Annotated in this window: 21 protein-coding genes and 1 pseudogene; 7 read left to right on the top strand and 15 right to left on the bottom strand. The window is 47.0% G+C overall.

Annotated elements, in window-relative coordinates; genetic code table 11:
• Positions 1-124: 124 nt before the first annotated feature.
• The gene (gene abc-f, locus NQ095_RS13505; RefSeq protein WP_258263992.1) at positions 125-1,756 is read right to left on the bottom strand and encodes a ribosomal protection-like ABC-F family protein; all 1,632 of its coding nucleotides are present in this window, start codon (positions 1,754-1,756) and stop codon (positions 125-127) included.
• 374 nt (positions 1,757-2,130) lie between these two features.
• On the opposite strand from abc-f, the gene NQ095_RS13510 reads away from it, so the two are divergent.
• Positions 2,131-2,904: a TerC family protein gene (locus tag NQ095_RS13510; RefSeq protein WP_258263993.1), complete on the top strand. Its 774-nt coding sequence runs from the start codon at positions 2,131-2,133 to the stop codon at positions 2,902-2,904.
• Between the two features lie 41 nt (positions 2,905-2,945).
• Here NQ095_RS13510 and NQ095_RS13515 read toward each other — a convergent pair whose 3' ends face one another.
• From NQ095_RS13515 to NQ095_RS13555, 9 genes are all read right to left on the bottom strand, one after another.
• Positions 2,946-4,067, bottom strand: coding sequence for an NADH-dependent flavin oxidoreductase (locus NQ095_RS13515; RefSeq protein ID WP_258263994.1), 1,122 nt, complete (start codon positions 4,065-4,067; stop codon positions 2,946-2,948).
• Positions 4,068-4,218: 151 nt separating this feature from the next.
• Positions 4,219-4,506: a hypothetical protein gene (locus tag NQ095_RS13520; RefSeq protein WP_258263995.1), complete on the bottom strand. Its 288-nt coding sequence runs from the start codon at positions 4,504-4,506 to the stop codon at positions 4,219-4,221.
• Between the two features lie 652 nt (positions 4,507-5,158).
• Positions 5,159-6,562, bottom strand: coding sequence for a 23S rRNA (uracil(1939)-C(5))-methyltransferase RlmD (rlmD, locus tag NQ095_RS13525; RefSeq protein ID WP_258263996.1), 1,404 nt, complete (start codon positions 6,560-6,562; stop codon positions 5,159-5,161).
• Positions 6,563-6,577: 15 nt separating this feature from the next.
• Complete coding sequence (locus NQ095_RS13530) at positions 6,578-7,447, bottom strand: DNA-3-methyladenine glycosylase family protein (protein ID WP_258263997.1); 870 nt, start codon at positions 7,445-7,447, stop codon at positions 6,578-6,580.
• 119 nt (positions 7,448-7,566) lie between these two features.
• Positions 7,567-8,340: a delta-lactam-biosynthetic de-N-acetylase gene (pdaA, locus tag NQ095_RS13535; RefSeq protein WP_258263998.1), complete on the bottom strand. Its 774-nt coding sequence runs from the start codon at positions 8,338-8,340 to the stop codon at positions 7,567-7,569.
• A gap of 216 nt (positions 8,341-8,556) precedes the next feature.
• Positions 8,557-9,129 carry a DUF4825 domain-containing protein gene (locus NQ095_RS13540; protein ID WP_258263999.1) on the bottom strand — a complete coding sequence of 191 codons (573 nt, stop codon included), beginning with the start codon at positions 9,127-9,129 and terminating at the stop codon, positions 8,557-8,559.
• Between the two features lie 124 nt (positions 9,130-9,253).
• The gene (locus NQ095_RS13545; protein ID WP_258264000.1) at positions 9,254-10,810 is read right to left on the bottom strand and encodes a fumarate hydratase; all 1,557 of its coding nucleotides are present in this window, start codon (positions 10,808-10,810) and stop codon (positions 9,254-9,256) included.
• Between the two features lie 82 nt (positions 10,811-10,892).
• Positions 10,893-11,339: a GNAT family N-acetyltransferase gene (locus NQ095_RS13550; protein WP_258264001.1), complete on the bottom strand. Its 447-nt coding sequence runs from the start codon at positions 11,337-11,339 to the stop codon at positions 10,893-10,895.
• Between the two features lie 217 nt (positions 11,340-11,556).
• Entirely contained in the window at positions 11,557-11,739 is a 183-nt protein-coding gene (locus NQ095_RS13555; protein WP_034761313.1) for an SE1561 family protein, read from the bottom strand.
• A gap of 115 nt (positions 11,740-11,854) precedes the next feature.
• Between NQ095_RS13555 and yfkAB the strand changes: the two genes are divergently transcribed.
• Complete coding sequence (gene yfkAB / locus NQ095_RS13560) at positions 11,855-12,982, top strand: radical SAM/CxCxxxxC motif protein YfkAB (RefSeq protein WP_258264002.1); 1,128 nt, start codon at positions 11,855-11,857, stop codon at positions 12,980-12,982.
• Positions 12,983-13,229: 247 nt separating this feature from the next.
• Here yfkAB and NQ095_RS13565 read toward each other — a convergent pair whose 3' ends face one another.
• The 4 genes from NQ095_RS13565 to cax all read right to left on the bottom strand — a co-directional run bounded on the left by NQ095_RS13565 (position 13,230) and on the right by cax (position 18,207).
• Complete coding sequence (locus tag NQ095_RS13565; protein WP_258264003.1) at positions 13,230-13,406, bottom strand: hypothetical protein; 177 nt, start codon at positions 13,404-13,406, stop codon at positions 13,230-13,232.
• Between the two features lie 105 nt (positions 13,407-13,511).
• Complete coding sequence (locus NQ095_RS13570; protein WP_258264004.1) at positions 13,512-14,354, bottom strand: YfkD family protein; 843 nt, start codon at positions 14,352-14,354, stop codon at positions 13,512-13,514.
• Positions 14,355-14,581: 227 nt separating this feature from the next.
• Positions 14,582-17,023: a transthyretin-like family protein gene (locus tag NQ095_RS13575; RefSeq protein ID WP_258264005.1), complete on the bottom strand. Its 2,442-nt coding sequence runs from the start codon at positions 17,021-17,023 to the stop codon at positions 14,582-14,584.
• Positions 17,024-17,148: 125 nt separating this feature from the next.
• Positions 17,149-18,207 (bottom strand): calcium/proton exchanger, encoded by a 1,059-nt coding sequence (gene cax, locus NQ095_RS13580; protein WP_258264006.1) that lies wholly within the window; start codon positions 18,205-18,207, stop codon positions 17,149-17,151.
• An 86-nt stretch (positions 18,208-18,293) separates the two neighbouring features.
• Here cax and NQ095_RS13585 point away from each other — a divergent pair, with 86 nt between their 5' ends.
• Positions 18,294-18,707, top strand: coding sequence for a pyridoxamine 5'-phosphate oxidase family protein (locus NQ095_RS13585; protein ID WP_258264007.1), 414 nt, complete (start codon positions 18,294-18,296; stop codon positions 18,705-18,707).
• Positions 18,708-18,945: 238 nt separating this feature from the next.
• Here the strand turns inward: NQ095_RS13585 and NQ095_RS13590 are convergent, their stop codons facing one another.
• Positions 18,946-19,329, bottom strand: a complete 384-nt coding sequence (locus NQ095_RS13590) for an OsmC family protein (protein ID WP_258264008.1) — start codon at positions 19,327-19,329, stop codon at positions 18,946-18,948.
• 130 nt (positions 19,330-19,459) lie between these two features.
• Here NQ095_RS13590 and NQ095_RS13595 point away from each other — a divergent pair, with 130 nt between their 5' ends.
• The 4 genes and pseudogenes from NQ095_RS13595 to NQ095_RS13610 form a co-directional block, all read left to right on the top strand.
• Positions 19,460-20,644: an MFS transporter gene (locus NQ095_RS13595; RefSeq protein WP_258264009.1), complete on the top strand. Its 1,185-nt coding sequence runs from the start codon at positions 19,460-19,462 to the stop codon at positions 20,642-20,644.
• 213 nt (positions 20,645-20,857) lie between these two features.
• Complete coding sequence (locus NQ095_RS13600) at positions 20,858-22,774, top strand: heavy metal translocating P-type ATPase (RefSeq protein WP_309137643.1); 1,917 nt, start codon at positions 20,858-20,860, stop codon at positions 22,772-22,774.
• 220 nt (positions 22,775-22,994) lie between these two features.
• Complete coding sequence (locus NQ095_RS13605) at positions 22,995-24,716, top strand: pyruvate oxidase (RefSeq protein ID WP_258264010.1); 1,722 nt, start codon at positions 22,995-22,997, stop codon at positions 24,714-24,716.
• Positions 24,717-24,767: 51 nt separating this feature from the next.
• A pseudogene (locus NQ095_RS13610) lies at positions 24,768-25,178 on the top strand (FMN-binding glutamate synthase family protein); the annotation flags it as partial.

Here is a 25,178-nt window from a genome sequence, read left to right on the forward strand (position 1 = left end):
ATATTGAGAATTCAGAATGTTTGTAATCGCTTTCACTAGCACTCTTTTGGTATTGTCTGGACTTTTTTGGCATGGGTGATAAAAAAGAGGGACGTTCCAATATCGATTCGGAACGTCCCTCTTTTTACTTCAGTTCATTAATCTGTTTAGTCAATTCTATAAACTTCCTGTCGAGCTCTGCATACCCCTCATCTCCCGGCGCCTTAAAACTAAGATGCCCCAGCACTTCCTGCCTCTCAGTCTCTAGCTTCATCCGCTGTTCTTCTTTGTCATCCCGTTCAGATGCCGGCTCATCAAGCTCCTTCCTGATGGTCCCGTTTTCGATCACAAGCTTGATATCCGTGGTTTTCTCAAGGAAATAGCGGTCATGGGAAACAATGATCAGAGTTCCATTGTACTGTGAAAGGGTATCCTCAAGCTGTTCACGTGAAGCAAGATCCAGATGGTTCGTCGGTTCATCCAGTATTAAGACATCCCTTTCCTCCAGGATATATTTCATCAGTTTGATCTTCACCCGTTCCCCCATACTCATATTCCGGATCGGTTCCTGCCAATGAGATGTCTGAAACCCGAGATGCTTCATTAATGTCTGAACTTTCCCTCTCTCGGCAAAGGTTTCTTTATGGAAGAGCTCTCCCGGTGTCTGATCGAAGGGGAGATCAAATACTTCCTGGGTCAGGTAGCCGATATTGGCTGATGGTGACATCCATACCTCTCCATCGGAGGGTTCCATTCCCATGAAGATCTTCAGCAGTGTCGTCTTCCCGCTTCCGTTCGGTCCAAGGATCGATATTTTTTCACCATGCTGGATGGTGAAATTTGCGTTTTCAAATAAGGTCCGTCCCTCAAATGATTTCTTGAGATTCTTCATTTCAAGGAATCGCTTCCCCGTTTTGTGGGTGGTTTGGATGCTGAAACGGACGTTATGTTCTTCTTCGACCTCTGTCACTTTTGTTCTCTCGAGTTCCTTCTCCAGACGTTTTTGCTTGGATTTGACCTGGGTGTCCATGCGTTTTGCTTTGACGCGGTAATGTTCTTTGTACCCTTCCTGTTTCGTGGACTCGGCATGGGCTTTTTTCGACCAGGAGGTGAGTTCCTTCATCTGGCTCTCGATCCGCTCCACCATCTTTTGCTGCTTTTCATACTCCCGCTGCTGAGTCATCCTCCGCTGCTTTCGGGCTTCCATGTAACTGGAATAATTCCCTTTATGCTCAATGAGCTTTTTTCCTTCGATGGACCAGATCTTCGTCACAGCCTCATCCAGGAAATAGCGGTCATGGGAAACGAGAAGGATGGTACCTTTGTAGTCCCTGATATATTTGGTCAGCGATTTCAGGCTCTCTTGATCAAGATGATTCGTCGGTTCATCCAATAACAAAAGGTCTGCCTTTTGAGAGAACCCTTTTGCGAGTCTCGCCTTCAACTTCTCGCCACCACTCAACTGCTGGAATTCATGATTGGGTACCTGCCATTTTTCCAGTAGCTTGGCTTGCGTTATGGTCATTCCTTCGGAGGAATGGGTTTCGGTTTCCTGCTCTACCATGGTGATGGTCACATCGTGGTGAAGCCATTGGATCTGTCCCTCCGTTGGTGTCCGTTCACCCGTGATTAATTGCAGCAGTGTAGTCTTTCCAGCACCGTTATTTCCGATGATCCCGATGACTTCCCCTTCCTGCACGCTACCGTTCACCTCTTCAAATAACTTCTCTTCCATCACTTCATAGGTTATATTCAATAATTTCATGATTTCTCTCATAGTATCTTCCCCTCTCTTCAGGAGAACAAAAAAATCCTCCCAATGGTTCTGGAAGGATTAGCCGTACCGGTCACGTACACAAAGAAAGCTATCTTGTATCAATAGCTAAAAGCGCATATAAAAAATGGGCAGACTAATCCTATTTAAGTTGATTTGAAATATGGAATTTCAAACGTCTCGAAAATAAGATTAGTGCTTCATCGTCCACCCATCACTCCTGTCATATTTAGTAAATTTACTATACCATGAAAACCTCCTATGGTGCAAAACCATTTTAGATTCGTATTAGATGGAAAATAAGTGGTAAGATAAGCTATGAACTAATTTTTCAGTGAAAACACCCGTTTTCTATCTTATAGTTAGGAGAGTTGCACTTGGAATCAATTTGGTTGGAATACGGATGGACATTATTAGTCCTAATCGGCCTCGAAGGTTTATTATCAGCAGATAATGCCCTTGTCCTGGCCGTGATTGCAAAACATTTATCCGAAGAGGAGAAGAAGAAAGCCATTAAGTATGGAATCTTCCTGGCATTCGCCTTCCGGTTTGTGGCACTCTTTGCGATTTCCTTCATCGCAAACGTCTGGCAGATCCAGGCAGTCGGGGCAGCCTACCTGCTGTACCTCGGTCTGAAACATGTCATCAAAGCGAAGTTCGGGAAGGATAATACGAAAAATCAGGAAGAAACGGAAGAAGAAGCGGCAGGTAAAGGATTCTGGCCGACAGTTGGGAAGATCGCCCTGGCAGACCTTGCTTTTGCCATCGATTCAATCCTCGCTGCTGTTGCTCTTGCCCTCGGACTTCCTGATTCACCACTGGGAGATTTCGGCGGCATGGATGGTGGACAATTCATCGTGGTCGTCCTTGGCGGGATTGCAGGATTGATCCTCATTAAATACGCAGCCACCTGGTTCGTTCAACTTCTGGAAAAACGCCCGGCACTTGAAACGACAGCTTATGCCATCGTCGCCTGGGTCGGTGTGAAACTTGCGGTCATCACCCTTGCCCATGAAGATATCGGAGTGCTGGATCATGATTTTCCACATAGTACACTGTGGACACTGATTTTCTATGGCGTTCTCGTTGGGATTGCTTTGTTTGGATGGTTTGCGCCTGGAAATAAAACATCTCACCAAGGTGAGGCTTAAAAAAAACGTCCTGTGAACGAATCACAGGACGTTTTTTTATATTATACTCCAGGGAACCAGCCAGGAGTATTCACAATCGCATTCCATAACGGATCAGGAACGACCAATTCGTTCTGCTTTCCTTTGTCGATCTCCGTCACGATTTCATCTTCTCTTCCTTCTTTGATTTTCTTTAACCAATCAGGATCAATGATGAGCTCTCGGCCGAGAGCGAGCAGCGGAACGCCTGAGCCGAACGCCTTATGGGCATCGTCTGCAGAGTAGATCGAACCTACCCCGATCAGAGGAGTACGGTTGCCGATCGTTTCCAACAGATAGTCCATTCTTGTTTTCTCCAAGTCCTCCACGCCTTTTCTCGGCTTTGAGAAGAAATCGAAAAGGGAGACGTGAAGATAATCAAGCTCTTTGTCTGCAAGGGCATCGACAAGGGTAAGGGTCTCACCCATCGTGAATCCATTCTCTTCAGGCTCTTCTGGTGAAAAGCGGTATCCAATGAGGAACGATGGATCCGCATGTTCCGCGACCACACTCTTCACTTTATCCACAATGGCAAGTGGGAAGGTCATACGATTTTGAAGGTTGCCGCCAAAACGGTCTTGTCTCTGGTTTGTCATCGGTGAAAAGAACTGATGAATCAGATACCCATTCGCCCCATGAATCTCGACTCCATCATAGCCTGCCTCAATTGCGCGGCGTGTCGTCTCACCGAATGCTTCGATGATATTCTCGATTTCTGCCTCTGATAAGGCTCTCGCTTTCTTCTCGCCATTTTCACCCATGACGTCACTGGCACTGACAACATCCCCATCAGGAACCAGGTCAGGTGGGCATTGTACTCCTCCGTGGAAAATCTGGAGGACCGCTTTAGCGCCCTGATCCTTGATTCCTTTCGCCAAACGTTCTAGGCTTGGAATCATCTCATCGGAATCCGCTCCAAACTCACCGGGGAACCCCTTTCCATCTGCCGTTACATATGTGCAGGCCGTAATCACCATGCTGACATCCTTGGAACGTCTCGAATAGTAGGTAACCTCAGCATCCGTGACGTTACCATTCTCATCCGATGAAAAATTCGTCATCGGCGCCATGATGATCCTGTTCTTCAACTCGACTCCATTTTTAAACGTATAGGGGGATACTAACTCTTTATATTTGCTGTTCATGATTTTGCCTCCTTGTGGTTGTTCAAAGGAAATATTAATGGAAGAAGGACATTTTGAACAGACATCTGCTTGGAGGGTGTGCGCGCATGATCTAAAATGGGCTTCTCTAGGTGATGGATACCTGTAATTTGTACTATTGAATAGAGAGATATTATAAAAACATTTTATATGTTCTTGACCTGAATCCATCTTCAATTAGCTCTGGATTTAATGATTCAATAATATTCAATCCTGTCTCAAGACTTAGTAGTGATAACACAATTTCTTTTGTTTGATCTTTGTTTGCATCATCTCCATTGTTACTAAAGTGTTCGGTTATTGCTTCTGTCATTGATAACATGATTTGTTGATATCTTTCAGCCAGCTTTTGTTTAGCACCTTCATTTCGCAGTGCGAACAAAGTGAACTCTAACATCAACATTGTCCATTGGTTATCCAAATTTCTTTTCTGATGGGTTAAAAGCAATTCCTCTACTTTTTCTGCCCTGGAGGCATTGTCTAATTTTCCCTCAAATACTTTTCCCCACTCACCTGCCTCTATATTAAAACGTCTATCAAATGAAGAGGGAAGAAGAGGATGTACGTGGAGCCATGGTTATTTTTCTGTGGTTTATACTGGGCATTATTTCATTTTTTCCAAATACCGCCGTTACTGAACAAAGCGTGTTAGCCATTTTTATTAGTGATGTAATGGGTATCATACAGAGTTTAATTATTCTATGGTTATATTCACGTTATTCGAAGGTTGCTATCTGGTGGTTACTACCCCTAGTTATCTGGTTTCCTATAACAACTTTTATTAAATTTATAAATTTGTAATGGTCATACCTTAAAGATCCACGAACAAAAAATGAGAAAAGTGTAAAATTGAATACCCTCTTACGTTTAAGGTTGGGTTCACCGCTATCTCACCTTCTGTTTTATTATATTTTTATCTAATCCAAGATGGCTTTTTCGACTAACTCAAAACAAAAACAGGGCTAAACCCATATGGGATAGCCCTGTTTTCCTAATGTTCTTTCACAAATCTCTTCACTTGGGGATGAAATTAGAATTATTTATTTTAACAGGATAGTGAGTTAATTGGTTAGTTACAACTTCATTACCAGCTTCGCCACAACCTCCACATGTGCCGTCTGCGGGAACATATCCACCGGTTGCAAATATTCGACACGGTACTGTTTCTTCAGATAATCGATATCCTTGGCAAGGGTCGACGGGTTGCACGATACATAGACGAACGTCTTCGGCTTCACTTCTTTCAGCGTATCCAGAAGCTTGTTGTCGCAGCCGGTCCTCGGCGGATCAACCACAACGACATCTGGACGCCAGCCTTCATTTTTCCATTTTGGCATGAGGGTTTCGGCACCGCCGACGAAGTATTCAGCATGACCGACACCGAATCTCTCCGCATTCTTCTTCGCGTCATCGATCCCTTCTTTAATCACATCCATACCTCGGATCTCTTTCGCTCCGTCTGCAAGCCATAGCCCGATGGTTCCGACGCCACAGTAGGCATCGACGACCTTTTCTTCACCTGTAAGGGCCGCTGCTTTCTTCGCTTCGTTGTAGAGCTTGCTTGTCTGGATCGGATTCAGCTGGAAAAAGGCACGTGCGGACAGTTCATAGGTGAACTCTTCCAGACGTTCTTCAATGCTTGCTTTTCCGGACAGATGAATCGTTTCATCTCCGAAGACAAGGGCCGTTTTCTGGGGATTGATGTTTTGAGCGATGGAAACGACTTCCGGAAGACGTTTCTGGATTTCCGAAATCAGCAATTCCTTTCGGGGGATCTTTTTCTCCGACGTCACGAGTACGACCTGAACTTCGCCTGTTTCAAACCCGACACGCGTCACGATCGTTTTCAGAATCGGCTTTTTCTTTTTATCATCAAAAACAGGGATGTTGAAGTCGTTGATGATCCGCTTGATTTCGTTTGTCACTTTATTCGTAAGCGGGTGCTGCACGATGCACTCATCGATGTCGATGAGCTTATTGGAATTCATGCTGTATAAGCCTGCAATGGCTTTGCCGTTCTGCGTTCCGACCTGGAACTGGCTTTTGTTCCGGTAGTGCCACGGATTGTCCATGCCGATCGTTGGACGGATGTCCATGTCTTCAAGCTTAAGCTTCGTGTGGCGCTCAAGGGATTGAAGAAGGATGTCGCGTTTGGCATCTAGCTGTCCTTCGTAAGACAGATGCTGAAGCTGGCAGCCTCCGCATAGTTCATAGACCGGGCAAGGCGCTTTCACACGCTCTGGTGACTTCTTCCGAATCTTTTTAATTCGAGCTTCGGTGAATTTCGGGTGGACCTTGGTCACTTCCACGACCACTTCTTCCCCTGCAAGGGCTCCCGGTACGAAGACGATCTTACGCTTGAAGAAACCGACTCCTTCCCCGTTGATGCCGATTTTCTTTATGGTCAGAGGAAACTGTTGTTTCAGCTCGATTTTAACGTCATTTTGTTGTGGCTTTTTTGCATATTGCTTTTTCATTGGTTCACGTCCGTTCTATTCGATACTTCTCCATAAATACAGTGATGCATAGCTTAAATAAGGATGCCAGGATGCGCTGAATTCATCCAGCTCGTCCATGGTCGGTTTCTGTTCCATCTCGAATAATTTTTTGATGGCGTTTTGGATGCCGATATCCGCTTTCGGGAACAGGTTTGGGCGGCCGAGCCCGAATAGCAGAAAGCTCTGAGCCGTCCATGGTCCGATGCCGCGGATCTTCGTGAGCTCTTTGATGACCTCTTCGTCTGGCTGCTGTGCCAGTTTATCCAAGTTCAGTTCTCCGCTGGAAACCTTCTGTCCGATCCCGATCGCATATTCCGCTTTCCGCTGACTGAACTGTAGCTCCCTAAGTTCTTCCACTGTGAGCCCCGCTACTTTTTCCGGTGACGGATAGAACCAGACCCCATCCTTTTTCCAGCCATACGTAGTGACGAATCGATGGGTCAGGGTGAAGGCGAATTTCAGGTTCAGCTGCTGGTGGATGATGCTTTTGATGATGGTGGCAAAAGGATCGAATTCAAGGACGAGTGGAGTACCGACATGCTCTTCAAAGATCGGTTTCAGATCGGTTCCCAGGAAGTGCTCATGCATCTCATGAAGCCCGGTTTCCCATTGAAAAATATCAGAGATGCGTTTTTGCTTCGCTTCCAGATTCTCTTCATTTTCAAACGTAATCCTGAATTCAGGCTCATCCGTTGTTCCCGTTGCTTGAATCTCAATGACCTCACCCTCTTCATTACAGTGATAATAAGGGACTTTCACACTTCGATTCCCCTGATCCACTGCATTCAACGGATCAAGCGCCAACCTGTCCAGCACCCGGTCAAAATCATACGGACCCTCAATCTTAACATTCCTCACTGCCATAATCCTCACCCTTCCGCACAAAACTTGTATGTGTATTATAGCATAAACAGAAGAGGGACGGACCTTCATTCCTAGGACCAAGTCCTAGGAATGAAGGTCCGTCCCTCTTATTCAGCCTCTTATTTCATCATCGGATGCTCATCGAGGCTTTTGAAGGTGTAACCCCGTTTTTTGAGGTCCTGAATCGCTTTTTCGAGTGCGTCTGCATTGTCTTTGGAGACGGAGTGCAGGAGGATGATGGCACCTGGATGAGCCTGGGCCATGATGTTGTCATAGGAGTACTTCCATCCCTTTTGCTGATCGGTCTTCCAATCGATGAAGGCAAGCGACCAGAAGACGTGTGTGTAGCCTTCTTCTTTCGCGATTTGAAGCGTGCGTTCAGAGAAGACGCCCCTTGGCGGACGGAGGTACTTCATTTCTTTCTGTCCCGTCAGTTCTTTCGTTTTCACTTTCACTTTTTGGAGTTCTTCCCTGATCTTTTGATCGGAACTTGCCGTGAAGTCCGGGTGATGCCACGAATGGTTCCCGATGATGTGCCCCTCTTTCGCCATCCGCTTCACGAGGTCTTCTGCACTGAGCAGATAATGACCGGTCACGAAGAAGGTGGCCGGGACTTTTTCCTGCTTCAGTACATTGAGAATCTTTTCGGTATAGCCATTTTCATACCCGTTGTCGAATGTGACGTAGAGCACTTTTTTATCCGGTGAGCCTTTATAAAAGGCATCGTACTTGTCGAGCAGCTGATCATAGGCCGCTCCAGCTTCCGGCTGCACTTCATTTTGACTTCTTTTGAATCCCCAGCCGATCGGATTATTGGATACTGCATAAGCCTCGGCTGGGATGAGCAATACTAAGATTGCCGCTATGATTAACACTTTTAGTGATTTTCGCAAAACTGAACCCTTCTTTCCCTTGCGTTTCCCTTAGTTTTTGAGAAGTGGAAGGATTCATGTGTACTAATAGTATCCATAAATGGGTGTTCATGTGGTGATTTTCATTTGATTCGGGTCCGCAGCTATGATGGATGTTGCATTTTTCCGCTTAGTTGCGGCGCTTCATTAATATTGCGTTGCCTTCACCTGTTCCGATTAAATCAGAGGTCCGTCCCTCTACTCAAAAAATGTCTGATACTTCGTTGCCATTTCGGTCAGTTTTCCTTCGTGTTCTTCGATGAAGGTGGAGACGGTCTTTTTGTCCCAGATGTCGTCGCCTTTTGGGAAATCGCTGAATTCTTTGGATAAACCTGCGACCATTTTATCCCTGGAGACCGATACCATGGATTCGTCAACGGTGAAGTGAAATTCTTTTGCATTCGGTACAAGAAGCGTCAGGTAGATGGCGTTGTAGTAAAAGTTTTTCCGGTTGACGTTGCTGCCGTCAAACCAGTATTCATTCACATCGCTTTCAGACAACTTCCCTTTTTTCTCATAGCCGTATGTCACCTTAACCATTTCACCGGAAAGATCGATTTCTTTAATGGTTTCACCACCCGGCAGCTCTTGCAGGATCGCCTGCACTTTCGAGTTATCTCCTACGTATGTTCCGCTATTTTCTTTTAACGTATTCACACTCACATCTTCAATCGAGGTGATATCCGCTTCTTTTTCAGGATTGGTCGCACACCCCGTTAAAAGTACCATCAAAGTAAGTATCAACATACAGAATAATTTATTAAAAATCATACTCGCCCTCCAACTCCTGTTTGTATGTAATACGAATGAATGCTCATAAAGTTTCATCCTGATTTTAACATAAATAACCAATAAAAAAACCACCCCGAAGCACGTACGGGATGGTCCCAATTACTTATTTAAAAACCTTTTCTTTGAACTGTGCCAATTTTTCCAGAGAAGATTTGTCGACTTCCACGTGCAGGCTGTTTCCGTGTGAATCCATTGTTACAACCGCCGTAAATCCTTCTACGTTCAGATGCCACATCGCTTCCGGAATACCGAACTGCATCAGGTCCACTCCGTCTACACCTTTGATACAATCAGCGTAGTACTGAGCGGCCCCACCGATGGCATTCAAGTACACACCGCCGTGATCCTTCAGGGCAGCAAGTGTTTTCGGACCCATTCCGCCTTTTCCGATGACGGCACGGATACCGAAACGCTTCATGATATCCCCTTGATAAGGCTCCTCACGAATCGATGTTGTTGGACCGGCCGCTTTCACATGCCAGTTCCCTTCATCGTCCTTCAGCATAACCGGACCACAGTGATAGATGATCTGACCGTCGAGATCAACCGGCGCATCGTTTTCACTCAAATGCTTGTGGATCGCGTCACGGCCTGTGTACATGCGGCCGTTTATATGGACGACGTCTCCCACTTTCAGTTCACGGATTTTCTCTTCCGTGATCGGTGCTTCAAGTACCACCACGTTCGGCTGCTCTCCTGATGCAGCCGCTGCCGTTTCAAGTTCCGCTTCCGATCCTTGAGTCAAGTCGATCTTATCGCCTTCCTGATAGAACCACTCATCGACTCCACCAGTTGCCGGATCAAGCTTCACGCCTAAACGACGGAACGCCCAGCAGTTATACGCAACCGAAACGAAGAAGCTTGCTGGAATACGGTTCATCACGCCGACCTTACAACCAAGAAGCGTCGTTTCCCCGCCAAATCCCATCGTACCGATTCCAAGCTCGTTGGCGTTATCCATCACGTACTCTTCCAGTTTACGAAGATCTTCATTCGGGTTTACGTCTTCAACGGAACGGAATAACTGTTCCTTTGCAAGATCATAACCAGAAGAACGATCTCCCCCGATTCCGACACCGATGAACCCGGCGCTGCATCCTTGACCCTGAGCCTGATACACAGAATGCATCACGCATTTACGGATCCCGTCAAGGTCACGCCCGGCACGGCCAAGTCCTTCAAGCTCACAAGGAAGGCTGTACTGGATGTTTTTATTTTCACAACCGCCGCCCTTTAAGATGAGGCGCGCATCGATATAATCCTTTTCCCACTGTTCGAACTTAATGACAGGCGTCCCAAGACCAAGATTGTCCCCTGAGTTTGCCCCCGTCAATGAATCAACGGAATTCGGACGCAGCTTCCCGTCCTTTGTCGCCTGTACCATGGCAGCATAGATCGCTTCCTTGATCTCAAGCTGATTCACGCCGACCGGTGTTTTTATTTTAAAAGTAGGAAGACCTGTATCCTGACAAATCGGGGATACATTGTCGTCCGCCATCTTCACGTTATTTGAAATCGTGTCCAGACTCATCGCCGCACGCGTCCCGGCGTTCTCACGGGCTTTCGCCGAGCGGATCGCACGTCTGACATCCTTCGGCAGATTCGTGGACGTTTCCACAATCAAATCGTACATACTTTGCTGTAATGTCTCTTTATTCATCGTTCTCCCCCTCTAAAGATCTCAAACAGTCTCAATTTTCATTCATTATTATACTCCTATAAGAATGAGATTGAAAGGGATTTCACAATGGAATTTCCTTCTCGAAATAACATGAAATCTCGTCTTCTTCCATATAAATGTACCCGTTGTTTTGATAAAATTTGATGGCATCCGCCCACTGTTTATTCGTTTCGAGGATGAGTCGTTGTGCACCGAGGGAGTGCGCTTTTCCTTCCAAATGGTTGAGCATGATGCGACCGAGTCCACGCTTTCTGTAGGAGGCAAGCACCGACATCCGCACGATCTGGTATGTATCCTCTGTTTCTTTTCTGATTGCTCCGGTACAAATGATGCGATCCTTTTCCTTTCCGACAAAAAAGTGATGCTGTGTACCATCATACTCAAGTGATATGTCATGGATATCCGGGTTCAGGGTATGATCGATGAATCCGAAACGTTCGAGGAATCCGGACAAGATCACGTTTTTCGCCTGCTCGCTTTGGTGTTTTTCGATGGGTGTGATGATCATTGGGGTGTCGCTCCTTTAATAGATGGTTTTGTATTAAAGTTAGACATGTTGATGGGGAAATCCTGCTTGTGCATTCCTGTCTTATATGGGACATAGGATGGAAGATGGGGATATCAACCGTTATGGGGATTTATCGACCGTTCTGCGAAAAACGACAAATACCGACTTCCCACACCAAGGTCCGTCCCTCATAAAAATAAGAGCCCAGAAAGGACTCCTACTCACTCTTCTTAAATTGTTCGCATTTCACTTCTATGTCATCGATCATGGCGATCAGGCGATCGATATCGTCAATGTCCGCTTGTTCCGGGTCGATCGAATCCAGTACGTCGACGAACAGGTTCAGGCGTTGTTTCAAATAGCTTACTTGTGAGTCTTTATCATTGATAGCTTTACCCAAGAATTCTCTCTCCTTTCAATACGTTTACTATGGTAACCAATAACTTTCCGATTGACAAGGGCTTACCCTTTCTCAATAATGGATAGATGACCTAATCATAAAGGAGCTTTTACAAATGAAAACTGAAACTCTCTCCAAGAAAATGTCGATTGACCATGATCCTTGGGAGGCTTATTTAGATGTGGATGAACATGGTGACATTACGCTTTCGAATATCGAATTCACCACCACCACGCTTTGCAATATGAGATGCGAGCACTGCGCCGTCGGATACACGCTGTCACCGAAGGACCCGAGTGCCCTGCCCATTGAACTGATCCTGCAGAAGCTCGACGATATCAAAACGCTTCGTTCCCTTAGTATTACCGGCGGAGAGCCGATGATGTCCAAGAAATCCGTTGAAAATTACGTTCTGCCATTACTTAAGTATGCACATTCCAGAGGCGTACATACCCAGATCAACTCGAACCTGACCCTGGATCTCGACCGCTATTTGATGATTGCCCCGTACCTCGATGTCCTGCACATCTCCCACAACTGGGGAACGATCGACGAATTCATCGATGTCGGTTTTGCCAATATGGAACGGAAGCCAACGAGGGAGCAGCGTCGGAAGCTGTTTGACCGCATGATCGAAAACAGCCGTGCCCTTTCAGAACGCGGGGTTCTTGTATCGGCGGAGACCATGTTAAATAAGAACACTCTGCCATACCTCGAGAAGATCCATCGCCAGGTTGTCGATGAAATGAAGTGCGGCCGTCACGAAATTCACCCTATGTACCCTTCCGACTTCGCTTCAAGCCTTGAGACTCTTTCATTGGAAGAAACACGTGAAGCGATCCGGGATATCCTTAGGTTCCGCGATGAGAATGTGTGGATGCTATTCGGCACTCTGCCATTTTATCCATGCAGCTCTTCACAGGAAGACTTGGATCTTCTGAAGGAACTTTACTCTGCGAAAAAAGTGAGCGTGAGAAATGATCCCGACGGCCGATCCCGTCTGAACGTGAACATTTTCACCGGTGATGTCATCGTCACCGACTTCGGCGACACCCCGCCACTCGGGAATATCACAAAAGATACACTGCCTGACATTTTCGAAAAGTGGAAGGATCAGCCTCTCGCGAAAGAACTGAACTGCCACTGTCCCATGGCCCGCTGCCTCGGACCGAACGTACTCGTGAAGTCGATGTATTACAAAGATGTAGACTTTTCGAAGCGTGAAGCGAAGATCTCCCGATAAAATGAAAATGAAAGCTCAAATCTGTTATGGATTCGGGCTTTTTTTAGACGAATTCAGTCACAGGAGAGTGGTTCGTCCTATACCATGAAATGAATTTGTTCCACTTTCATTATAGTGACGGATCGCCCATCAAAGGTCCGTCCCTCCATTCCACCACCAAAACCCTTATACAATGCCATTTCTCCTTCCAAAACCAAGGTCCGTCCCTCACAAAAAAAACACCACGGATCTAAATCCGAAGTGTTTTTTATCCTATGGGTTTGCGGTCGCTGTTTGGGTTGGTGATTTTTTCGATTGCCGGGTCCATGACGTTGTATTTTTGTTTCTTGATTTCTGCATAGATTCTGGCTCTTCTGGCGCCGAACCATACGCGAAGTGTGGTGAATACCACCAGCAGCCCGCCGAATAGTAATAGATACTCCATGTTATCCCTCCTTTAATTCAGAATATTCTAATTATTATAACATATGCACAGAAATAATAAAAGAGTGAAATAAGGTTTTACCCGATTTCACTCTTCTTTAAACCTTTATCTAGGAGATTCGCTTGCCATGAATCCGAAGTGGACGTGATCCTGAACCGGAATCCAGGCTCCTACTCCTTGTGATGTGACGTTTTTCACGACGATGGAACGTTTCGTTCCTTTCATGACGAGGAATACTTCCCCATAGGTAACTTTCCCTTTTTCGTTTATGGCCGGTGCATAAGCATACAGATAGCCCAGTCGTTTAGGGGAAATGTTATACACTTGATCCTTCTTTGTCCCCGCCCCCACGATGGTCTGGAAGGCGAGTGGCAATTTGGATTTATCCATTGCTTTGATGAGCATCATTTTTTCTACATCATCTGCATGGGGAACTTTTGCCGTAAGCCCACCCTTTACGACCTTTTGTGCTTCCTGGACGTAGTGAATTTGATAGTTGGATTTTCCTCCGCGGTTATCAAAGTAATTCGTGTTGACCTTTTGATACTCCCAGTTCGGGGAGGTTTCCGTCGATGCATAGTTCAGCGGCCATTCCCCAAGATAAATAGTGGCACGAAGTCCGATCGTCGGTGCTTTATTGACCGTGGACTCGTTCAGGATGCGGATCAGGTTCGGGTTCTCGATCCTCACATTGGAGGTTTCGATCAGCTCCTGACTCCATTCGCTCGGTTGCAGATAAGGTTGATCCTGTGTAGAATTTGGATACGTATTTTCCTTGGCGATATTCAGTACTGAGTTCGGGATCTTTACGCTCGAATCCTCAGTCGAAGTCGGAGCCTTCTCCGTTTTTGGCTTCATTTCTTTTTTAGGACTGGTTTGGGCGTGAAGCCCTGTAGTTGTAACGAAAAATGCGAGTATGACCATAAGAGCAGTGCGCATTAATTTCATGTATTTGACTCCTTTCAAGCATATAAGGGTTTGCCGTTAGTTTTTCCTAGAAGGTGCAGCTTATCCAAAAAACTTTATTTGAAAGAATATTTACAAAATTCTAATTTTATTTTATACTAATGTTGAAGAGGGAACGTCCGAGCTTCTCCTACAAAGCGTATCGGTGTTTCCGATCATTCTGCATTCCCTGAAAAAGCCCTGGAATCTCTAAAGATTCCAGGGCTTTTTTAATCGTCTTCCATTTTTCTTGAAGAACATGCAAGAATGGTGCAACCCGGATTGGAAACGATTCTTTTTCCTTTCCAAAAGATGAATGCCCGGATCGTGAGACTCTCAGTCATACCTTGTTTTGGGGTTATGTTTGCTGAATAGTTGCCGTCTTCATCCGGGATCGCTGGATTTGGCTTGATGACACTTTTCAAATGTTCTTCCAATACTTCAAAATGCACCTGAATCTGTTTCAAATCCTCACACTGGACTTTCCCTGTGAGACATGCTCCCTTGCAGTTTACAATCACTGGAACATTCAGGGATAAACCCGGGTTCGTAAATTCCTTGGATGCCTCTGAGATTACTTCAGCTGCTTCTTTTGAAGCCGCTGTGATGTCATTTGAAGAACTTGTTTCCTCATCGCCTATATTTTCAAGAAGAAGCACTTCCCCGTCTTCAGAAGTCCCACTTGCACGCTCTTCATCCTTCAATTCTTCGCAGCAGTCGATCGGGTCCACCTCATCTTCGTCTTCCCCTGGATGTGGGCATGTGCAATGAATTTTGATCACTTTCTTCTCTATTATGATTTCCTTTCCCTCGATCCAGGCTGTTGCCTGAACCACAGCTTCTTCGGATACATGTGAATCCGGGGTGAGCACCGCTTCATATTCCCCTTTTGCATTCGTTTTGATTTGATCGGGGGTGATGGTCGCAACTTCGGGGGTGACTTTCAGCTTGATCCCCACGTTGGCGGCCGGCCTTCCATTACAGGTGAATTTCCCGGTAATCGCTGCTCCATCACAAGAAATACATTCAGGTATACAGAGTGTCAGCTTAGGCTTCTCACATATGAGGCAACCGGCATAGATGAACACCATTTCCGAAACCGCTTTTCCACCTACCACTGCCGTCGCCGTAAATGGGACCTCCCTGAATGGGGTATTCGGAGGAACGAAAGCTAGGGTTGAAAATTCCCCGTTCTCATCAGTAGTGACAACCGGTGGCTTAAAGGTTAACACTGGACTTGAAAACGAGACCTCTTTATTTGCCAGTGGAAATCCTTCACACGAAAGACAGCCTGAAATGATTCCTTTACAATTCAGCTTTTTGTTCTCTTTGATGTGAATCTTTGGATGCTTGCATCGACAATCTATGGTGACCTCCCCAGAGGCGGTGACCTGTTCCCCGTAGGCGGTAGCCGTCGCTTTGATAATGATCGTTTCATGGACTCCGAGTCGTGGCCAGAGATTGGTGACATATCTGCCTTCTTCATCGGTAAATGCCGGGTTCGGATCGATTTCTACTGCATCTGGCTCAGAAGCCGTGACCGTAAACAAAATCCTGGCTTGCTTAACAGGCGCCCCGTCGCATGTCAGCCTTCCCGTCAGTTTCGTTCCTTCACACGTGACTTCCTCACATGGAACTTCAAGGGTCAACTTTGGCTTGCGGCACTTTTTGCATCCTGAAATCACGGTATCGGTGGCTCTTATGGTCTTCCCATCGATCACGGCTGTCGCTGTATAGGAAGCAGTTTGAAATGGTGTCCCTTTTTTCACTGTGACAACAGATGAAAACCTTCCGTTCTCATCGGTAACCGGGTTCGGTGTCTGGAACATGAGGATGGATGAACCTGACAATGTGACCGGTACATTTGCCTGCGGAATTCCATCACATGTGACTTTACCTGAGATGGTCGAGCGGCAGTCGATTTTTTTTAACCTGTCTAGCTTGATGGCCGGGTTCTTGCATTTCACACATCTTACTTCCACTTCCCTCGTTATCGACACTACCTTTAATCCCCCGATGTTCGTCACGGCCGTGATTCGGATCGTTTCATCCACATCGGGAAACGGAACCAGTGTTGCCGTGTATCTCCCGTCACTCTGTGTAATCGCGGGATTAGGGGTGAGGACGACGCGGTTGGAGGCGGATTCGATGATAAATGATATGGCTGCATTTCCGATTGCCTGGCCGTCACATACAAGTCTTCCCCTGATTTGTGTGCCTTTGCAGCCGACAGGACAAGGAATCGGCTCCAGTGTCAGCACTGGATTTTTGCATAGGATGCAATCCACTCTAACAAAAATCGTGTCACTGATGGTCTTTCCGATCACGACGGCCGTTGCTGTGACCTGGACATTCGGTGTAATCGGGGTACCCGGTGCCACGGTCACCCTCGTCGAAAACCGGCCCGTGCTGTCCGTGACCGGTGTGGAATCTTCAAAGACCAGACCCCCAAACGAGGAGCTAAGCGTAACCGTCACACCTTGCAGGGGCTGATAATCGCACAGGATCCTCCCGCTGATGATGCCTTCGCAGCTGATGATGCCGATATCATCCAGTTGAATGGTTGGATTCGTGCATCCTTCAAAAGGAAAAATCCCCGGACATCCTCTCGGAGGTAACTCGATTTTACAATCAATGATTTTACCGTTCGTCGGTTTTTTCTTTTTTCTCACGCTACTCATTCCTTTGCACAAAAACTCTCCTGTTATCTTATTCAAGAATGAGTAGGCGGTTCTCACGGAAATGATTTTCCCGCAAAAAGACCCGGCAGAAATCCTGCCGGGTCTTACCTTGACAATTATAGTAAATAAAATCCGATTCCCATGATGAAGTAAGCGGCAAGAAGGGTCAATCCTTCGAACCAATTCGTTTCTCCATCATTTGAGATGATCACTGTGAGCAGCACCGCCGACACCATTGCCACAAGTTCCGGTAACGTAAACACAAGTGACATGCTTTTTTCAAAAAATAATGAAACCAGAACGAGCACAGGTGCTACGAACATGGCGACCTGCAGGGTGGACCCTACGGCAATCTCAACAGCGACATCCATCTTGTTTTTATACGCCATGATCACGGCTGAAGCATGCTCCGCCGCATTCCCTACTATCGCTACAATGATGACCCCGATAAAGAGCTCGCTCCAACCGAAAGCTTCCCCTACTTCTTCAAAAGTATGGACAAGGCGCTCCGATACATAAGCGACGGCAACAGTCGAGAGAGCAAGAATGAGTAAAGCTTTCCCCTTGCTCCATTCAGGTTCCTCATCATGATCGTGTGCTCCTTCGCTGTTCTCACTCTGATACACACCGCGGTGTGTCACAAGTTTGAAGAACAGGGCGAATAAATAAAGGAGAATCAAAATGATTGATATCCCGATGGAAAGGCTCATCGTCCTCCCTTCATTCATGTCCATGGAGAACACTTCCGGAATAACGAAGGCGACGATGATGGCGAACATAAGGAGCCCTGAATTGTGGCGGGCATCGAACACATTGAACTTCTGACGCTTGAACTTCACGCCTCCGACAAAGAAGGACAATCCTGCAACCAGAAGGAGATTCCCGAGGACGGACCCGGTCAGCGAGGCCAATACGACCCCGATCAAACCGGCCTTTAGCGCAAAAATGGATATGATCAGTTCCACCGCGTTCCCGAAGGTGGCATTCAGAAGTCCACCGATACGGGGACCCGACACAACGGCCAGGCTTTCCGTCGCCCTACCCATAAACGCCGCCAGGGCAATGATCGTGACACAATAAATGACGAACATAATGACACTTGGCCAATGAAGCAGAGAACCGATCACCGAAACCGGGACCCCTGCAAATACAAGCAGCGTAAATACTTTATTCATGTTACGACCCATCCTTTATAATAAATTTGGTTAAAACCTGCCTGTTTAGACACATTATAGATAGAACCTGATTAGGAGGAATATCCATGGTACAAACCTTAAAAGATAAAATAACAGAGCTGTTTTCACATCATAAAATCGGCACCCTTGCCACCATCCGTGACAACAAACCGTACTCACGGTTTATGATGTTCGATCACGACGATCTTACTCTGTATACGGCAACCAACGAACATGCCCACAAGGCAGAAGACATCGCACAGAACCCTCAAGTGCACATCCTTCTAGGCTATGACCGTGATTCCGATCATGAACACTATGTAGAAATCGAAGCAGAGGCATCCGTCGAAGAATCACCGGAACTGAAAGCGAAATTCTGGAAAGAGGAGCTCAAACACTGGATCGCAAGCCCCGATGATCCCGAATACCTGCTCCTCAAACTCACACCCAAAACCATCCTCTACTACTCAAAACCCGGCAGCGAGCCCCAGGAGCTGTAAGTGAATTTTGAGTGAATCGTGAGGGACGGACCTCTAACAGACCAACAGAAAGGCCTATTTCGATACTTTGAGGGACGGACCTTCAAATGGTCAGACGCCTGCACCTGTTCTTTCCATTCTGAGGTCCGTCCCTCTTCTCTTCCGCGCAACTTCATTCAAAAAACCTCTCATTGAGGGACGGACCTTCAACCAAGTGTATCTTACGATCACCTTATAGAGGTCCGTCCCTCACCACTCTTTACCCCACCAACTCAAACGTCTCTTCTATCTTGATGCTGTCCTGCACCGATTGCACCATGGAGCAGTTCTTGCGTGTGAGTTTCATGGCTTTTTCGATCTTCGCTTCGTCAAGGTCCGTCCCTCTGATTGTGAAGTGAAGGGAGATGGCTTCGACGCGGTTGGCTTCGTCTTCGTTGCGGGTGACGTCTGCTTTGATATGGATGTCGTCGAAAGGAATGCGCATTTTTTCGAGTACGTTGCGGAGCACTCCCCCACTGCATACGGCGACAGATGACACTAATAATTGGAAGGGGCGGAAACCATACTCTTCGTTACCCGATACCTCCAGCTTCCCAAACACTAAATCACTGTAAAATCCGCCTTCTTGCATGTTATATTCCATTTCTTCATCATTCCTTCCTTAATATGCTAGTAGATGTTTTGATTTTACTCTATTCACCCTGTATTGCCAAACATTGAAATTGAGGGTACCATCAAAGAAGATATTTACTATGATTGGGAGTTTTGACAAAATGAATCAAACATTAGCCTTCCGTTTCAGAGTGCTTGTCGGGATCGTCGCCATTTCCGGTTTCTCACAGGGAATGCTCCTTCCCCTCATCGCCATCATTTTCGAACAGGATGGACTGTCTTCTTCCCTGAACGGGTTAAACGCAACGGCGCTCTATATCGGAATCCTGCTGGCCTCACCACTAATGGAGCGACCGCTTCAGAAAATCGGCTATAAACCGATGATCATCATCGGGGGAATCATCGTTGCCGTATCGCTCTTACTGTTCCCGGTCTGGAAATCCTTCTGGTTCTGGTTCGCCCTTCGCCTTCTGATCGGAATCGGGGATCACATGCTCCACTTTGCCACCCAGACGTGGATCACGTCGTTTTCACCGAAAGAACGCCGGGGACGGAACATTTCCATTTACGGGGTATCCTTTGGGATCGGATTCGCCGTCGGACCGATGATGACACAGCTCATCACGATCCATCAAGCCTTACCGTTCATCATTTCTTCCTTATTAAGCCTGACGGTATGGATGTTCGTCTTTCGCTTGCAAAATGAATTTCCCGAACAGCAGAACATCGGCAGCGCCTCGTTCCTCGGGTCATTCCACCGTTTCGGAAAGGTCCTCAAATATGCCTGGGTCGCTTTGTTGCCGCCTCTCGGATATGGATTCCTTGAAGCGTCATTAAATGGGAACTTCCCTGTTTTCGCCCTGCGAAACGGCCTTTCCATTGAAGCCGTGGCCATCCTCCTTCCTGCGTTTGCAGTGGGAAGCATCATCTCACAGGTGCCCCTCGGCATTCTGAGTGACAAATACGGCAGACAGCATGTCCTCCTCATTGTTATGATGATTGGATTCCTGTGTTTCTCGGCTGCCGGAATCGTTTCTGAGTCCACGATCGGACTGTTCATTTGCTTCACACTTGCCGGCATGGCCGTCGGATCGACGTTTTCCCTCGGCATCAGCTACATGACGGACCTCCTGCCAAAGGAATTACTTCCAGCGGGGAACATCATGTGTGGGATCTTCTTCAGCTTCGGCAGTATGATCGGTCCTTTCATCGGTGGAATCACCATCGACTGGTTCAAAGGATCAAGCTTCTTCTATTTGATCGCCTGCATGATGCTGATGATTTTTGTGAGTCTCCTTGTCTTTTCCCTGCAAAATCGGCGTGGAGAAATAACCCAGAATAACTAGCACAAAATGCTTCCCATCTTCATATACATGTGATAGGATTAGATTATAATCATTACAAATTACTAACTTCATATACTTTCAGCTAAGAGCACGTGCCGTTTTGCTGTCACCTTTCACTGGTGGCAGCTTTCGTCGTTTTATAGGGGTAATGACGTTGATTATTATTCTCAATGAGAAACCCCCATTTTCATTTACTAACAAGGAGGAATACTTATGAGCTCACAGTCCAAAGCACTATCCATGGGGACACCGAAAGATAACATGCACTTCCTTGAAAAAATTAAGCCTCACGCCGAATTGATCGCTGCCCTCATCAGCGGTGTGTTCATACTACTCGGATGGCTGACATCAAATGATGACTCAAGCATGAGCATCATCTTCTACCTCCTTGCCTTTGCCATCGGAGGTTTCGCCAAAGCGAAAGAAGGAATCGAAGAAACCATCGAAAACAAAGAACTCAATGTGGAAATGCTGATGATTTTTGCCGCAGTCGGTTCCGCCATCATCGGGTACTGGACGGAAGGTGCGATTCTGATCTTCATCTTCGCAGTCAGCGGCGCCCTTGAAACGTATACAATGAACAAAAGTCAAAAGGAAATCTCAGCCCTCATGCAGCTTCAGCCGGAAGAAGCCTGGCTTGTCACAGGCTCAGGAGAAAAGAAAGTCACTGTTTCAAGCCTTGAAATCGGTGATCATATCCTGATCAAACCGGGTGAACGGGTACCGACGGACGGTGTGGTCGTAAAAGGCACCACATCCATCGATGAAGCAGCGATTTCCGGTGAAGCCGTCCCCGTTACTAAGGGACAGCGGGATGAGGTCTTCGCTGGAACGGTCAATATCAACGGAGCCATCACGGTTGAAATGACCAAGCCGAGCAGCGAAACCCTTTTCCAAAAAATCATCGACCTGGTGCAATCGGCCCAAAGCGAGAAATCCCCTTCCCAGCAGTTCATCGAACGCTTCGAAGGAACGTATGTAAAAGTCGTCCTCGCCGTAGTACTCCTGATGATGTTCCTCCCTCACTTCATCCTTGGATGGAGCTGGACGGAAACATTCTACCGGGCCATGGTCCTTCTCGTCGTCGCTTCACCATGTGCCCTGGTCGCTGCCATCATGCCGGCAAGTCTTTCGGCCATCTCAAACGGTGCCCGTCACGGGATCCTTTTCAAAGGCGGCGCCCACCTGGAGAACTTGAGTAACATCAAAGCGATTGCCTTTGATAAAACAGGAACCTTGACGAAAGGGAAACCCGTCGTGACCGATATCCTTATAGCAGACACGATGAATGAGAGAGACGTAATAAGCGCAGTTGCTTCCATTGAAAATCAGTCTAACCACCCACTCGCACAGGCTATCGTCGGGCACGCAACCCGAGAGTTCAATATAGAACTTTTCCAGCCTGATTCCCTAGAGGATGTATCCGGATGGGGAGTCAAAGCCCTTGTGGACGGATCAGAATGGAAAATCGGGAAAGCCGACTTTGTGGATAAAATGTTGGCAGAACGGTTCATGAACGGAGCTTACGGAAGAATTTCCTCTGAAGGGAAGACGACCGTTTTTGTGGCAAAAGAAAATGAAATCATCGCATTGATTGCCCTGAAAGACGTCGTCCGGAATGAAACCATCGAAGCACTGAAGCTTCTTGAAAAAGAAGGTGTCCAGACGATCATGCTGACAGGCGACAATGAAAAAACAGCCCGTGCCATCGCAGAAGAAGCAAAAGTCGCTTCCTTTATTGCCGAATGCCTGCCGGAAACGAAGGTAGACGAACTGAAAAAATTGAAGGTCCAATTCGGTACAGTCGGTATGGTCGGGGACGGGATCAATGACGCACCTGCCCTCGCGACAGCCAACGTCGGAATCGCCATGGGAGAAGGAACCGACGTCGCCCTGGAGACAGCCGATGTCGTCCTGATGAAAAACGACCTGACCCGGATCGCCGAAGCCATCAAGCTATCGAAAAAAATGAAGCGCATTGTCCAGCAGAACGTCGTTTTCTCCATCGCGGTCATCATGCTCTTGATTGCCTCCAACTTCCTGCAGATCCTCGACCTGCCCTATGGAGTCATCGGCCATGAAGGAAGTACGATATTGGTTATTTTAAATGGATTACGTTTATTGAAATAATGATGGGAAGCATCCAGCCTTGGTTGGGTGCTCTTTTTGCATGGAACTTATCCACACCACCCCTTCTATCCTTTATCCACATATGAATAACTTTCGATCCCTCTAACACCTCCACTCCATGACCTCTCAATTCTCTAACCATTTCCGTTCCCTCTCCCTATACGTTTAACAAATCCTCTTCAGTGGTAAAAATCACTATATACAAGAAGGAGGTTCAACTATGGGACATAAACTCGCAGGACAGGCAGCTGCCGATATTATGGAACAATGGAAGATCAAGCATGTATTCGGTCTCCCCGGCGATTCCATCAATCACTTTGTCGACGTGCTACGAAGTGAGAAAGAGGAAATTGAGTTCATCCAGGTCAGACATGAGGAAGTCGGGGCACTCGCCGCCTCCTCGTATGCGAAACTCACAGGCAATATCGGGGTATGCTTATCCATTGGCGGACCCGGGGCCATCCACCTGTTAAATGGATTGTATGACGCAAAGGCGGACGGAGCACCCGTGTTGGTTTTGGCCGGACAGGTCGCAACAGAAGAGCTTGGCATGGATTCATTCCAGGAGGTTCATCTGGACCGTGTGTTTGCTGACGTTTCGGTATACTGTGAACGGGTTTCTTCACCTGAATCACTTCCTGACCTCATGAATCAGGCAATCAGGACCGCATACGCCAAAAAAGGCGTGTCTGTGCTGATCATCCCTGACGATATCCCGGGTCAAAAAATCAAGGATACCATAAAAGATACATCAAGTATCCCGGCTGCGACCATCGCCGCTCCCCTTGAACAAGACGTGAAGACCGGAATGGAATACGTACATAAAGCACAACGTCCGGTCATCCTTGCAGGAACGGGATCCAGGCATGCCGCCCGTGAACTCGAGGCATTCGCCGAAAAAATCGCGGCTCCGGTCATCTTTACGCTTCCATCTAAAGGGATATTCCCCGACCGGCATCCCCATAATCTCGGACAGCTCGGTCAAATCGGGACGAAGCCTGCATATGAAGCCATGGAAGAAGCCGATCTTCTCATCATGATCGGTACGTCGTTCCCTTATCGTGATTTCCTTCCCGATGATACGCCCGCCGTTCAGATTGATGCAGATCCGGCACAAATCGGAAAGAGATACCCTGTTTCCGTCGGGATCGTCGGAGATTCGAACCTTGTTTTGAAACAATGGAATAAACAGCTTCCTGTCAAAGAGGACCGAACATTTTTGGAAGAATGCCAGAACAATATGAAGAACTGGTGGAAGCATATTGAAAAAGACGAAGTCGAAGCGACGACGCCAATCAAGCCTCCACAGGTCATCGCGGCTCTTCAGAAAATTGCAGACGACGATGCGATCCTTTCCGTCGATGTCGGCAATGTGACCGTCTGGACCGCCAGACACTTTAAAATGACCAACCAGAAAATGATTATTTCGAGCTGGATGGCAACCATGGGCTGCGGACTTCCAGGGGCGATCGCAAGCGGCATTGCTGAGCCTGAGCGTCAAACGATTGCTGTATGCGGAGACGGCGGTTTCACCATGGTGATGCATGATTTCGTCACAGCGGTCAAATACAAGCTGCCGATCATCGTCGTCATCATGAACAACCGAAAGATCGGCATGATCAAATACGAGCAGGAGTCCATCGGTCACCTTGAATATGAAACCGACCTCCAGGACATTGATTTCGCCCAATTTGCCAAAGCATGTGGAGGGGAGGGCTATCGTGTCCTCAAACATGAGGACCTTCAGCCTGCATTTGAAATGGCTTCGAAATCTAATAAGCCGGTCATCATCGACTGTGTCATTGAAGACCAGCCGCCTCTACCCGGTAAGATCAACTTTGAACAGGCTGCCGGTTACTCAAAACACGTCATGAAAAAATTCTTCAAGAAGCATGAGGCCGAGATGCCACCATTACGCAAAGCCATGAAACGACTATTTTAACAAAAGAGTGAGCCTGTAAAAGGGCTCGCTTTCCCTATTGGAGGAATGAATATGAACAGTATATCCATCATTCAGTGGATTCTCCTTACCGTCATCATTCTCGCATTACTTATCCCGGCTGCCCTTATTCTTTATTTATGGATGACGGATGAAAAACAAAAAGAGCATGCGGTGTTAAGGAATTTCCCCGTTCTCGGAAAAATGAGATACATCCTCGAGAAGATCGGTCCTGAACTGAGACAATACCTCTTTCATAATGACAACGAAGGAAAACCCTTCTCGAGACTTGAATACACGAATACGGTCATGGCGGGAAAATATAAATCCCGGATGCTCGGCTTCGGATCCGAGCGGGACTTCGAAAAGGAAGGGTACTACATACGCAACACCCTTTTCCCTGTCCAACGGGACGAACTCCGCATCGACAACTCACAAAAAGTCAAAACCAAAATTTACAAACTT

The sequence above is a fragment of the Rossellomorea sp. SC111 genome, assembly GCF_024733565.1.
Classification (GTDB): domain Bacteria; phylum Bacillota; class Bacilli; order Bacillales; family Bacillaceae_B; genus Rossellomorea.